Origin of the sequence: Ruminococcus sp. AM26-12LB (assembly GCF_003480785.1) — a bacterium.
Classification (GTDB): domain Bacteria; phylum Bacillota; class Clostridia; order Lachnospirales; family Lachnospiraceae; genus Blautia_A; species Blautia_A fusiformis.
On record NZ_QUJX01000015.1, the window covers coordinates 84,092 to 97,108 of the forward strand.

The window sequence follows — 13,017 nt, forward strand, 5'->3', positions numbered from 1 at the left end:
TTTTATTTCGTAGCCTCACGGAACTCTGTGGTAAAGCCCGGATCATACAGCTTGGATCTGTCATAGCTTGCAGCATTGACCGCATCACCTACCAGCATAAGCGCTGTTTTTGTGATCTTGTTCTCTTTTGCTGTCTGCGCCAGAGTACCCACTGTACAGATAAACTTCTTCTCATCGGGCCAGGTTGCCTTGTAGACGATGGCAGCCGGTGTATCCTCACGGTATCCGCCCTCCACCAGTCTGCGGCTCAGCTCCTCCAGCATACCTGTACTGAGGAAAATAACCATAGTGGCATTATGAGCGGCAAAGGACTGAATGCTCTCTTTTGCCGGCACCGGTGTCCTTCCTTCCATTCTTGTGATGATCACACTCTGGGAAATATCCGGAAGTGTATACTCCAGGTTCAGTGCAGATGCAGCTCCGCAGAAGGCACTGACACCCGGGCAGGAATCATAGGGGATTCCCTTTTCATCCAGGATATCCATCTGCTCACGGATCGCACCATAGATACATGGATCGCCGGTGTGGAGACGAACGGTCATCTTACCTTCAGCCTCTGCTCTCTCCATAACAGAGATCACTTCCTCAAGGGTCATCTTTGCACTGTTATGGATGGTGCACACATCCTTGGAATACTCCAGAAGCTGGGGATTTACAAGAGATCCCGCATAGATGATCACATCTGCCTCTTCCAGATACTGTTTACCTCTTACTGTGATAAGATCCGGTGCTCCCGGACCTGCTCCTACAAAATGTACCATAATCTATTCCTCTCTTCTGTCTTTGTTTTCTTTGATAATGATCAGGGAATAATATCCTGCATCCTCAGGGATCTCCTCCACGGTCCGGTAGATCTTTTCATCCGGCATTCCGCAGTTTTCGATCATCATGGCCTCTGCCCCCTGGGAAAGAAGCTCCGCCTTCACATCCTTCATTTTCTTTCCGGCCTTCATAAGGACCTTGGTACCGGAAAGCTTCAACGCATCCTCGATCTGATAGGAAGCCGGGATCACGTGAAGAGGCTCTGCCTTCTCCACAAGTCCGGTGTTCAGACGGGCGGAAACTGCACAGAAGGATGTGATGCCACAGACAATCTCCGTCTCATAGCCCTGAGCCACAAGTCTGTGATGGATATAGAGATATGTGGAATACACGGTAGGATCTCCCAGTGTGAGAAATACCACGTCTTTCCCCTGGTCCAGGACAGCCTTGACTTTATCTGCTCCTGCATCGTGATAGCTTTTCAGCACCTCAGGATCCTTGGACATCGGAAAAGGAACTGCAAGAAGCTCCTTCTTTCCAAGCTCCGGATAAGCCCCCTCCACGATCTTAAACGCTACCGTATCCTCCGGAACCTGTCCCGGAAGTGCGATCACCTCTGCCTCCTTTACAAGACGAAGTGCTTTTAAGGTAAGAAGCTCCGGATCTCCCGGTCCTACACCTACACCATATAATTTACCTGCCATATTTCTTTCCTCCTAACTATATTTTCCAGACAGGATAAAGCCTGTCTGTTATTTATATCAAATTTTGTCCCCGGATCAAAAATCTCCATCCGGATCAGGGTTTCACGCATGAAATATCATCCACCCCGACTGCCTGCTCCTGTATCTTATGGATCAGCTCCTCTGCATCCCGGGTCTGCCCCAGCAGTCCGTATACATTGGAAAACACCACAGCACCCAGAAGGATCTGCTCATAGGATCTGTGGTCCAGATAAAACTGGATCTTCTCCATGACCACAGCCATAGTCTCTTTCAGGATACCATAGCTGTCAAGAACAGCCAGCGCCTCATCCGTAGTCCCCGCCTCCAGGATCTCTCTGGCACATTCCAGAGAGCCCCCTGCACGGATGGCACTTGCACAGAGAACCTCCATCCTTCCGTCAGCACAGTGGGAATGGGTATTCATGATCCCGGCGGCAACCTTTACAAACTTACCGATATGAGCCACAAAAAGAATGCCCTTTACGCCCATATCAATAGCCATGTCAATGGTCTCTCCTACATAATTGCTGCACTTGATATTGTTCTCAAAGGGAATGGACATATGCTCCCTGAGATAATCCGCACCGTAATTCCCCGGTGTCACCAGGATATAGTTTTCTCCCTGGCAGAAATGCTGCTTCATCTCCACATGAATGCTTTCGATCAGAGCCTTCTCACTCATGGGCTCCACGATCCCGCTGGTTCCAAGTATGGAGATCCCGCCAAGAATGCCAAGACGGGGATTAAAGGTTTTCTTCGCGATCTCCTCCCCCTGAGGGACGGATACGGTAAGCTTCAGACCGCCCTCGTAGTCATATTCCTGGGCCGCCTCTTCGGCTTCCCGCAGGATCATGGCTCTGGGAACCGGATTGATGGCCGCTTCCCCCACGTTCTGGGAAAGTCCCGGTTTGGTGACACGACCTACCCCGATCCCTCCGTCCAGGATGATCTGAGGCCGGGATTTCTCTACTTTCTGCTGCTGCCCGGTCTGTTCTGCCGCTGAGATAGAAAACTTCTCCGCTTTTACATAGACCAGGATCCCGTTGGTGGTATCCGGATCATCCCCTGCATCCTTCTGTACCGCGCAGGAGACATAAGTTTCGCCCCGGGTAATATCGTGAAGCTGTAACGTGAGGGTGATCCCCTTTGGGGTATCAAGCTCTACCTCGGAAAGAGTCTCTCCCGAAAGCAGCATCCGTACTGCACCCCTGGCTGCCCCGGCTGCACAGGAGCCTGTTGTGTAGCCATAACGGAGGCGCTTGTTGTTTTTTATGACATACTGGTCTTCCAGTCCATTCTTCATATATACGATACCCTCCTTTTCAGATTACCTTGTGCTCCAGCCATTTGCGGCTGTGGAAACGCCAAGTAAAAATGATCCCACGAACAGTCCAGTCTGCAAACATTCCGATCCAGACACCCATAGGCCCGAAGCCCAAGACACGGATCAGGAAAACACAGAGACAGAACCTGCATGCCCACATGGTACAGCAGGAGGTGATCATGGAAAACTTCACATCACCGGCTGCACGAAGACCATACCCCGGCACGAACGCCATTGTCCATACCACAGGCTTTATGATGGTGATCCATGTGATCATGTGGATGCACATTTCCGCACTGGTACTCTCCATTCCGCCAAGGATCGTCACCGGTCTGACCAAAATATACACGATCAGACAGCTTACGATAATAACTGCCTCTGCAATGACGCAGAGTTTTTTTATGTAATAGACCGCCTCATCCTTGCGGCCGGCACCAAGACACTGGCCTACGATGGTCATCAGGCCCACACCTACTCCGATGGCCGCGATACCATTCAGATTCTCAAGGATATTGGTCATTGCCTGCGCTGCGATGGCTGCTGTTCCCAGTGTGGAAACCGTAGACTGGATGGCAAGCTTTCCAAGCTGAAACATACTGTTCTCAATTCCCGAAGGGATCCCAAGTCCCAGGATACGTCCGATCATGCTCCAGTCCGGACGGATCTTTAGGTAATCCCTCACAACGACAGGCTGACGATCCTTACGCAGCTGCCAGAGAACAACCACTGCACAAAAAATACGGGAAACCAGTGTGGAGATCGCCGCTCCTGCAACACCAAGGTGGAAAACCCAGATCAGAACCGCATTTCCGCCAATGTTCATGATATTGGAGATCATGGAGATGGTCATAGGCCCCTTGGTATTCTCCTGGGCACGAAAGATCGAAGCCGCAGAATCATAAGCCGCAATAAAGGGGAATGACAGTGCCGTGAAAAAGAAATAGGTTTCCGATGCACGCATAACATCCGCATCCACCGCACCAAAGATCAGCCTCAAAAGCGGCTTCTGAAAGATTAGACAGACTGCAGATACCACTACGGAGATCGCTGTGATGATAAAAAGCACCTGCCTGGCAGACATATTCGCCTTCTCGTAATTCCTCTGTCCGATATACTGGGCGCAGACAATGGCGCCTCCCGCTGCCAGCGCCGAAAAAGCCTGGATTAGAAGCACATTGATGGAATCCACCAGCGATACCGCAGAAAGAGCCGCAGATCCCACATTGCTGACCATCATGGTATCTGCGGTTCCCATTATCGAATTCAAAATCTGTTCCAGCACTACCGGCACCAGAAGATTACGGATCATCCGGTTGGTAAACATATGCTGCTGTTCCATTGTTACATCCTCCGCCTCACTTATTTATGACCTGACAAAGCAGAAAAAAACGTCTGTATTTTATCAATCACACTTTCTCTGACATTATACCCTTTTCCCGCTCTTTTTCCAATATATTTTCTGTGTTTTTTGTACAAACTGCAAAATGCCGCAGGCGTGAAACCTGCGGCAGTCTTTGTATTTTGTGTTTTTTATGTAGCATCCAGACTTCTTAGAATTCGGATAAATCTTTATATGTATCACCGAAAAAGCGTTTGCATTTGTCAGCAACAATATCCGGATGAATATTTTTCAGCATCCGCTGACCATGAAGTTTCTTGGAATAATAAAGCTTTCTTGAATTCCGGATCTGATCCACATAATTTTTATTTGCTCTGGGAAGCTGTCCGATTTTTTCTTTTACACCACTCTGAACTGCATCAATGATTTCATCACTGATTTTGATATATTTACCATCAAAATAGCCATACTCTTCAATGTTATCTTTATATTCCTTTAGAATCTCATTATCTATATATTCTTTCAGATGATATACAAAAAACTGTCTGGCATCATTTTCTACATCATCTACGATACCTCTATCGCAATACAAATATTTATATCCGTTCTCCCAGTCGGCAATAAACCAGCTCTCCGCCTCCGGTGAAGCATACAACACAAAAACAGGCAATTTCTTCCCCAGTTTATCTTGAATCTTCTCTATGATCTTCCGGTTATATTCTCCAACCTCTTTCTGCGAATATCCGGCAAATCTACCATCAAGATCATCTTCCACCAAAATTGCTCTGCATTGAGAATACTCATCTCTGTGTTTTTCTATAAGCTCATAAACCTTTTCCAGCAATGCCTCACCTGTCCGTCCACTCATTTTATCGTCTATTTTCTTTGGCATTCCCTTTTTCTTTATGGTCTTATTAGGAAGGCACTGTCTATATTCATATCTATCATTAATTTTTTTCAAAAAAAACTGCATAGCTCCCGCTTCTGTATATCCACATGTCAGAAAACACACTATTACATCTACCATGGCCATCCTCCAAGTGCCGGATCATTCGTCCTGTATAGATCTCCCAGTTCCCAGTCACCAAGGTCCTCCGCTATATCAGCATATGTTATTTTTTTTATTTTTTCTTTATCACGAAATACAAATACTGCAACATTTCCATGTATGAATTCTTCTGTAAATACATCCAAAAAATCCGGTGAATGCGTACTTATAAAACACTGCTTAAAAGTACCCGCCGTCTGAATCCAGTTTCCAACCACCTTCTGCCAGGCAGGATGTAAATTCGTTTCCGGTTCATCAATCGCAAGCAATGCTCGTTCTCTGTTCATCGGCATATTGATCAGCATATTAAGAATGAGTCCCTTTAATGTTCCTTCCGAAACATCGGACAGATCATACTGTTCACCACTGCTATAGAGCATTCTGAAAATCAACTTATCATATGCTGTTGCCGCATCGATCATTTTCAAATTCGGAATAAGTTCTTTCATTCGGTCTTCAAACAAACTTCTCCATAACATATCCTCTGAAGTATAACGATTAAACACATTTGTAAAATTACCGGCATCATAATTCAGAAAATCATCCAGATTTTTGATGGTTACAGGCTCACGCATCTTGCGGGTATTAAACTGAGCACTTGTATATACGCTGAATCCATCAAAGTATTTCTGCAGATCATATAACAGCTGAGCAATATTAACTCTTACCAGCTCACTTCCATAAATACTCTTATTATTCAACAGAATATCTTTAAACTGCATGATGATCGTCTCTTTACTATCTACATCAAATGCCAGTCTTCGATTCTTTTGGCCTTTTCTGATAGCCGTAGAAAAACGCCCTTTTCCGATTTTATCATCATGACACCTGAAATAATTGAACTCATCTGTATATTTAGAAGTTCTTTCCGCTGCATTCAATTCTTCCAAAACAATGTTGCATTTCTCAATGGAATCACCCACATTAAAAGAAAACTGATATCTGACCGGCTGGCCATTTAAATTAATCTCCCAGGAAAAGTTAATTGCTTCTGAATCTGAAACCTGCTTATTCCGCATATGATCCCAGCCATTTCTGGAAATTGTATTTAAAAAAGCTGATTTCAAATTATCCTCTTTTCCAGTTCTTAACATTTCAGAAAAAAAAGTTAATGCCTTTATGAAGTTACTCTTTCCCGAATTATTAGGTCCGATCAGAATATTTATTTTCTCAAACTCAAGATCCTCTGCCTGAATATTTCTAAAATTATGGCAGGAAAATTTATTTATCATTTTTTATATTCATTCCTTTCGCCAGCTTGCTACACTGTCGCTTTCTTTTTTCGTTCCTCTACAGATGTTTTTAATATAGCACAATACAGATAAATTATAAAGAAGAAAAATTCGACATAACAAGCCGCCTTTAAGTAATGGCATCCCATTCATCCCTACACCGCTTCATCGCTCTGTACCTCCGCTGCCGCTCAGCTCCAACACTGATCTTATCTGCCGGTGCTGTGCATGGAAAATACACACCCTTTTTGTACGGAAGATATGAAGTAACAGAGGACCTGGACAGGCCAAGAGCATTTGCAGTTGAAAGGACAGCAGCTTTATGATCCTGTGTTTTTCTGAAATCATCAAAGGTCACCTGCACCTTCTCCGCCACATCCGATGCATACACACCGGCCGTGATAAGCAGCTTCCGAACCTTGATCGGGTTCAGCCCCAGCTCATCTGCAATGGCCTGCAAAGACATCCCGGCATCATAAAGCACAACAGACGAATCCATCAACTCCTTAAGGATCTTCCCGGCATCATACTCCGGCTTAGATTTCCTGCGGCCACCTCCGGGCCTTCTTGGTTTATACGCTCTTTTCTCACCCATAGATTACAAAACCAGCTCATACATTTTGAAAGTCATCTCGCCGCCATCTGTCAGAATATACAGTTCCTTCTTATCAATACTGTTATGCAGCATTTCATCAGAAGGATGGCTACCCTTCTTCCAATGTGGAAACAATGGATCACCCTGCTCCTGATCGATCAGCTCCCAGTACAGAGATTTTATGTTGTCAAAATCATCTTTTACTGCCTTACGAAATATCATTTGTTCCAATCCCCTTACTCATGCAGCTCCAGCGGCAGTCCGTCCGGGTCATGAAAAAATGTCATCTTCTTGCCGGTAAAATCATCCACACGGATCGGCTCACATTCAATCCCAACCTCCGCCAGCTCTTTCACCGTCTGCTCCACACTCTCCACACAGAAAGCAAGATGACGCAAACCACAAGCCTCCGGACGGCTCACCCGTTTCGGTGGATTTGGTTCTGCAAAAATCTCCAGCTCCGTGTGCTCATCCACACGCAGATCCAGCTTCCAGTCCTTACGCTCCGGACGGTAGTTTTCTCTGATGACGGAGAAGCCAAGCTTGTTTACGTAGAAATCCTTTGCGGATTCGTAGTTGGATACGATGATGGCGATGTGGTGTATTTTTGATAGGTTCATTTTGGTGTGCTCCTTTTTAGTTTGTCTTATTTTCGTTATAAACTATATAGCGGTTTTTAAAATATACCGTGTGTGCTTTAGCTCTGAAGGAGCACATGTATCACACACGGCATTATTTTTATTTCAGCCTTTCACTTGCATTTTAGTATATCACAAATCTGCAAATAAACCAGCCTTATACACGTATTTTTTACTCCACTGTAACACTCTTTGCAAGATTTCTCGGCTTATCGACATCCAGACCCTTTGCAACAGAAACATAATAGCCCAGAAGCTGCAGAGGAATCACTGCCAGGCTGCCCACGAAATGCTCATCTACCTTCGGCACATACACAGTGAAGTTCACCTGATCCTCGATCTCGTATTTGCCATATGTAGTCAGCCCCATCAGGTAGGATCCGCGGCTCTTGCACTCTAACATATTGCTTACAGTCTTCTCATACAGTCCGCTCTGAGTCAATACACCAATGACCAACGTTCCCTGCTCGATCAGACTGATCGTGCCATGTTTCAGCTCACCTGCTGCATATGCTTCAGAATGGATATAGCTGATTTCCTTCAACTTCAAACTGCCCTCCAGACAAACTGCATAGTCAATACCACGGCCCACAAAGAATACATCATGGGCATTGGCATACTTAGCAGCAAACCACTGGATACGTTCTTTATCTTCCAGGACCTTCTGCATCTTCTCCGGAATAGTCTGCAGCTCAGAAATATAGTAGCCATACTGCTCGTCTGTGATCTTTCCTCTGACTTTTGCAAACTGAACAGCCAGACAGTACATAGCCACAAGCTGTGCGCTGTATGCCTTGGTCGTAGCAACAGAGATCTCCGGACCAGCAAGTGTGTAGAACACCTTATCTGCTTCACGGGCAATACTGCTGCCAACCACATTGACAATCGCCATCGTGGCGATACCCTTTTCCTTAGCAAGCCGCAACGCTGCCAGTGTATCCGCTGTTTCACCAGACTGGCTGACAACGATCACCAGGGCTTTCTGATTAACTGGCATTTTACGATAGCGGAACTCTGACGCAAGTTCCACACGTACCGGGATATCTGCCATATCCTCCAGTACATATTGAGCAGCCATACCAACATGCCATGCAGAACCGCAGGCAACAATATAAATCTGCTCAAAGTTTTTAATCTCGTCCTCATTGATCTCCACGTTGGACAGATCAATAGCACCATTCCTGATCACGGAATTAAGGGTATCCTGGACAGCCTTCGGCTGCTCGTGGATTTCTTTCATCATGAAATGTTCAAAGCCGCCCTTTTCAGCAGCCTCAGCATCCCACTTGATTTCTGTAGTCTGCTTCTCGATCTCGTCACCGTTCAGATCATAAAAATGAGCCTCGCCCGGTGTCAGCTTTGCAAACTCAAGATTCCCGATATAATATACATTTCTCGTATATTTCAGGATTGCCGGGACATCAGAAGCCACATAAGTCTCGCCATCTGCAATACCAATGATCATCGGACTGTCCTTACGAGCCACCCAAATCTCGCCCGGATAATCACGGAACATCAGCTCAAGAGCATAAGAACCGCGGACACGGACCATTGTCTTCGCAATGGCATCGATAGGACCAAGGCTGTACTTTTTATAATAGTAATCAACCAGCTTAACAACCACCTCTGTATCTGTCTGACTGTAAAAAGTATAACCGTGCTTCAGCAGCTTCTCTTTCAATTCTGTGTAATTCTCAATGATACCGTTATGCACACCAACGACCTCAGACTCCACAGCACCGGAACCTGATTTACTGCAGTTACCAGAAACATGAGGATGTGCATTGATCTGGCTGGGCTCACCATGGGTAGCCCAGCGGGTATGTCCAATACCACAGGCTCCTTTTAACGCTTTGCCCGCATCTGTTTTCTCGACCAGATTCGTCAGACGGCCCTTTGCCTTCACGACCTCTGCCAGCGCCTCTCCATCACGGACAGCCAGTCCAGCTGAGTCATATCCTCTATATTCCAGTTTCGACAGACCGTCCAGCAGGATCGGTGCTGCCGGACGCTTTCCTGTAAAACCAACGATTCCACACATAGGTTTATCCCTCCCGTTATTTAAATCTCTCGTCTAATATACGTAAATGCCTCAAAACATGGCGTAGTGTAAAATAACAGATTTTCTGTTATGATATCTACATCATTTTTTGAGGCACTTACGTATACTTGCACATAATCCATCGATAGATTTGCGCATATCTGTTCTGCCACATTATCCGAATATTTGGATAAGCCACAAGCAAGGAATATGCGGGATACCCCTTCCGCAATACGCTTCATCATAGCTTTTTCATTGTCTGTAGAAGCTTCAGAAGTGTATCAGGCTGAAAACCCTCTGGAATATAAAATTTCATACTCTGAAAATAGATCATCAGACGGTTATTTGTGGACATAATCCTGTTCTGCGCATTATGAGAATAAGCAGTATTCGTTGAACACAGGATTTCACCAAAAGCTATAACAGCTTCCTGATTTGTTCTTGCCATATGTGCAGTCTCCTTCGATATACTTTTTACGAATAAAATATATCAGGAAAATCTCCGATGGTCACTACGCCATGTTTTGAGGCACTTACGGAATATCAATTAATGTAATTCCTGGTCACAGCAATGCAATGCCGCCGCAATCACTTGATCCATATCATAATACTTATACTCACCCAGACGGCCGCCAAAGATCACCTTCTCTTCCTTTTCTGTCAGTTCCTTATATTTTCCATAAAGAGCACTATTCTTCTCATCATTTACAGGATAATAAGGTTCATCTCCTGGCTTCCACTCAGAACTGAACTCACGGCTGATCACAGTCTTCGGAAGGTCATTACCCTCCTCATCCTTTCCAAACTCAAACCATTTATGTTCGATGATCCTGGTCCACGGAGTTTCACGGTCTGTATAATTCACAGCTGCATTTCCCTGGAAATTCGGCTTGTCCAAAGTCTCTATTTCAAAACGGACAGAACGATATTCCAGAGTACCCAGTGTATAACCAAAATACGCATCAATAGGGCCCGTATAAACCACCTTATCTGCAATGGCATCCAGCTCTTTTTTGTTCTCCAGATAATCTGTATTCAGGCGAACTTCAATTCCTTCCAGAAGATTTGCTACCAGTTTTGTATATCCGCCTACCGGGATTCCCTGATACAGTGCATTAAAATAATTGTTATCAAAAGTCAGACGCACCGGAAGACGCTTGATAATGAAAGAAGGAAGATCCTTGCAGTCACGGCCCCACTGTTTCTCTGTATAGCCTTTAATCAGCTTTTTATAAATATCACGTCCAACCAGAGAGATTGCCTGCTCCTCCAGATTCTCAGGTTCTATAATCCCAGCTTCTTTCCGCTGTTCTTCAATCTTCGCTACAGCTTCCTCCGGTGTTACCACACCCCACATTTTATTAAATGTATACATATTAAAAGGAAGACTGTATAACTCTCCTTTATAGTTTGCAACCGGACTGTTTGTAAAACGGTTGAACTCCGCAAACTGTGTGACATAATTCCATACTTTTTTATTATTTGTATGGAAAATATGTGCACCGTATTTATGTACATTGATTCCCTCGATTTTTTCTGTATAGACATTTCCTGCAATATTAGGCCGTTTGTCCACTACAAGAACTGTCTTTCCTGATCTTTTTGCTTCGTGAGCGAAAATCGCACCGTATAAGCCGGAACCCACTACCAAATAATCATACATTATCATTCACTCCTCATATTTTGTAATTTTAAAGCTAAAATCATCACGATCTCACCATTGACAACTGTAATAATAATCATTTTTGATTCTCAATACCTGAAATTTTGTTGTTTCTTAAAAATAGCATTTGGAATCATATTAATTAAAAAAGACAGAACTTGGAGAAAATCACAATAATCAAAACAACATCGGAATAATATATATTCCCAAGGCAACTATCGTTACTATTATAGTAATAATTTTCCAAATATTATATTCTCTATCCATTTTTTCTTTAGTTAAAACATCTGGTTCTTCAATATCACCAATTTCTTCCTCAATTGAAAGCATCTGATGTCCCTTATTATGTGTATATGCATAATAAAATACAATACATACTATTGTAATAATTCCTGCTGTAAGTAAGGCAACTTTATCAGCAAAGAGTAACATAAAGCAATATATTACAATAGTAACCAAACAACCTAATACGCCTAAAGGAGCTTTATATGGCCTTTTCATATCCGGATAACTTCTACGAAGTCCTATATAAGATAAACAGCCAATCATATAACATATAGCTAATGAAATCAATGAAACAGAAGCAATATAATTTATAGATCCTGTTGCGATCAAAATAAAGTTAATAAGCCCAACGCCTGTTATAGCCACATACGGCGTTTTAAACTTAGGGTGAATCTTGCTAAGAAACGACGGAAGGGCTCCATCTTCTGCCATTGTATAAATATATCTAGCTGGTGCCGCGATACCTGGATTAATTGTAGATAAATCTCCGCCAAATGCGATACCAATACATAAAAGTATAATTGGAAATCCGACTAGTCCAACAGCCTTTAATCCTTCAGCGTAAGGCGCATCTGCCACTGCCAAAACACCATAAAATTTCTTAGGAACAAGTCCAACAAGAAACCACTGGAATAATGCATTTAACGCAAATACTAAAAACACAGAGATCTTAAGAGCTCTGGGTAACGTATACTGCGGATATTTCGTCTCTGCTCCCATAGATACGCAAGTTTCAAATCCTGTATAGCACCACCATACAAGTCCAAAAATATACATCATCTCATTAAAAGGTGGTAGACTATTCATTGCAATACCGCCAAAATATTCTATATGTATTTTGGGAATCATATACAAAAACCAACAAACAGAACAGCCCCAGAAAAAAAACATAAATGCTATCTGCGCCTTCCCGGATTGTTCAATTCCTCGATAATTTAATATTAAAAAAACAGCTACAAGAGCAATTGCAATTACACGGGAATCCAGCCATGCAATGTTAAGATTAAATTGTTCCAATAGAATTTTAAAATAATTAGCAAATGCAAGTGTCTCTCCTGCACCAATTGCTACAACTGAAATGATATAATGCCATCCTGCCATATTGGCCCAAACCCTGTTTAATCCTCGTTTCGCGTAATTATATGTTCCTCCTGCACAGGGCAACGCAGCGGACATCTCTCCATAAATAAGACATGGCCAAATTGAAATCAGCAATGCTATAAATGTAAATCCTATAATCCACGATCCCACTAAGCCAATTTGTGCTGAGCCACAGGTAAACAATCCTACCCCTACTACAGTTCCTATCGTCATGCTGATAGATTCTTTTAATCCAAGTACTCGAACCAGTTTATTCTCCTTCAT

At 43.8% G+C, this 13,017-nt stretch carries 13 protein-coding genes; all 13 read right to left on the reverse strand.

The window, feature by feature from the left end; translation table 11 throughout:
* Positions 1–2 precede the first annotated feature (2 nt).
* Positions 3–761, reverse strand: a complete 759-nt coding sequence (cobM, locus tag DW694_RS12335) for a precorrin-4 C(11)-methyltransferase (RefSeq protein WP_015524810.1) — start codon at positions 759–761, stop codon at positions 3–5.
* A 3-nt stretch (positions 762–764) separates the two neighbouring features.
* Positions 765–1,466, reverse strand: a complete 702-nt coding sequence (gene cobI / locus DW694_RS12340; protein ID WP_015524809.1) for a precorrin-2 C(20)-methyltransferase — start codon at positions 1,464–1,466, stop codon at positions 765–767.
* Positions 1,467–1,560: 94 nt separating this feature from the next.
* On the reverse strand, positions 1,561–2,790 hold the full coding sequence (cbiD, locus tag DW694_RS12345) for a cobalt-precorrin-5B (C(1))-methyltransferase CbiD (protein ID WP_118753095.1): 1,230 nt from the start codon (positions 2,788–2,790) through the stop codon (positions 1,561–1,563).
* Positions 2,791–2,809: 19 nt separating this feature from the next.
* Positions 2,810–4,150 (reverse strand): MATE family efflux transporter, encoded by a 1,341-nt coding sequence (locus tag DW694_RS12350; RefSeq protein WP_118753096.1) that lies wholly within the window; start codon positions 4,148–4,150, stop codon positions 2,810–2,812.
* A gap of 211 nt (positions 4,151–4,361) precedes the next feature.
* Entirely contained in the window at positions 4,362–5,177 is an 816-nt protein-coding gene (locus tag DW694_RS12355) for a hypothetical protein (RefSeq protein ID WP_118753097.1), read from the reverse strand.
* Positions 5,171–6,430 carry an ATP-binding protein gene (locus tag DW694_RS12360; RefSeq protein ID WP_118753098.1) on the reverse strand — a complete coding sequence of 420 codons (1,260 nt, stop codon included), beginning with the start codon at positions 6,428–6,430 and terminating at the stop codon, positions 5,171–5,173. Before DW694_RS12360 ends, DW694_RS12355 begins: the two co-directional genes overlap by 7 nt.
* A 130-nt stretch (positions 6,431–6,560) precedes the next feature.
* Positions 6,561–7,025: a hypothetical protein gene (locus DW694_RS12365; protein ID WP_118753099.1), complete on the reverse strand. Its 465-nt coding sequence runs from the start codon at positions 7,023–7,025 to the stop codon at positions 6,561–6,563.
* Between the two features lie 3 nt (positions 7,026–7,028).
* Positions 7,029–7,247 carry a hypothetical protein gene (locus DW694_RS12370; protein WP_118753100.1) on the reverse strand — a complete coding sequence of 73 codons (219 nt, stop codon included), beginning with the start codon at positions 7,245–7,247 and terminating at the stop codon, positions 7,029–7,031.
* Between the two features lie 14 nt (positions 7,248–7,261).
* Positions 7,262–7,645 (reverse strand): VOC family protein, encoded by a 384-nt coding sequence (locus DW694_RS12375; protein WP_114002406.1) that lies wholly within the window; start codon positions 7,643–7,645, stop codon positions 7,262–7,264.
* A 190-nt stretch (positions 7,646–7,835) separates the two neighbouring features.
* Positions 7,836–9,704: a glutamine--fructose-6-phosphate transaminase (isomerizing) gene (gene glmS, locus DW694_RS12380; protein ID WP_118623856.1), complete on the reverse strand. Its 1,869-nt coding sequence runs from the start codon at positions 9,702–9,704 to the stop codon at positions 7,836–7,838.
* Between the two features lie 241 nt (positions 9,705–9,945).
* Complete coding sequence (locus DW694_RS12385) at positions 9,946–10,152, reverse strand: hypothetical protein (RefSeq protein WP_118753101.1); 207 nt, start codon at positions 10,150–10,152, stop codon at positions 9,946–9,948.
* A 99-nt stretch (positions 10,153–10,251) separates the two neighbouring features.
* A complete protein-coding gene (gene glf, locus DW694_RS12390) occupies positions 10,252–11,367 on the reverse strand; it encodes a UDP-galactopyranose mutase (RefSeq protein WP_330490048.1) in 1,116 nt (371 codons plus the stop codon).
* Positions 11,368–11,544: 177 nt separating this feature from the next.
* Positions 11,545–13,017: an APC family permease gene (locus DW694_RS12395; RefSeq protein ID WP_118753102.1), complete on the reverse strand. Its 1,473-nt coding sequence runs from the start codon at positions 13,015–13,017 to the stop codon at positions 11,545–11,547.

Bases quoted from the DNA above. Each gene is read 5' to 3' on its own strand.
- DW694_RS12395 (WP_118753102.1), bottom strand. From the start codon at position 13,017: ATGAAGGAGAATAAACTGGTTCGAGTACTTGGATTAAAAGAATCTATC.
- cobI (WP_015524809.1), bottom strand. From the start codon at position 1,466: ATGGCAGGTAAATTATATGGTGTAGGTGTAGGACCGGGAGATCCGGAG.
- cbiD (WP_118753095.1), bottom strand. From the start codon at position 2,790: ATGAAGAATGGACTGGAAGACCAGTATGTCATAAAAAACAACAAGCGC.
- DW694_RS12365 (WP_118753099.1), bottom strand. From the start codon at position 7,025: ATGGGTGAGAAAAGAGCGTATAAACCAAGAAGGCCCGGAGGTGGCCGC.
- DW694_RS12370 (WP_118753100.1), bottom strand. From the start codon at position 7,247: ATGATATTTCGTAAGGCAGTAAAAGATGATTTTGACAACATAAAATCT.
- glf (WP_330490048.1), bottom strand. From the start codon at position 11,367: ATGTATGATTATTTGGTAGTGGGTTCCGGCTTATACGGTGCGATTTTC.
- DW694_RS12360 (WP_118753098.1), bottom strand. From the start codon at position 6,430: ATGATAAATAAATTTTCCTGCCATAATTTTAGAAATATTCAGGCAGAG.
- cobM (WP_015524810.1), bottom strand. From the start codon at position 761: ATGGTACATTTTGTAGGAGCAGGTCCGGGAGCACCGGATCTTATCACA.
- DW694_RS12385 (WP_118753101.1), bottom strand. From the start codon at position 10,152: ATGGCAAGAACAAATCAGGAAGCTGTTATAGCTTTTGGTGAAATCCTG.
- DW694_RS12375 (WP_114002406.1), bottom strand. From the start codon at position 7,645: ATGAACCTATCAAAAATACACCACATCGCCATCATCGTATCCAACTAC.
- DW694_RS12350 (WP_118753096.1), bottom strand. From the start codon at position 4,150: ATGGAACAGCAGCATATGTTTACCAACCGGATGATCCGTAATCTTCTG.
- glmS (WP_118623856.1), bottom strand. From the start codon at position 9,704: ATGTGTGGAATCGTTGGTTTTACAGGAAAGCGTCCGGCAGCACCGATC.
- DW694_RS12355 (WP_118753097.1), bottom strand. From the start codon at position 5,177: ATGGTAGATGTAATAGTGTGTTTTCTGACATGTGGATATACAGAAGCG.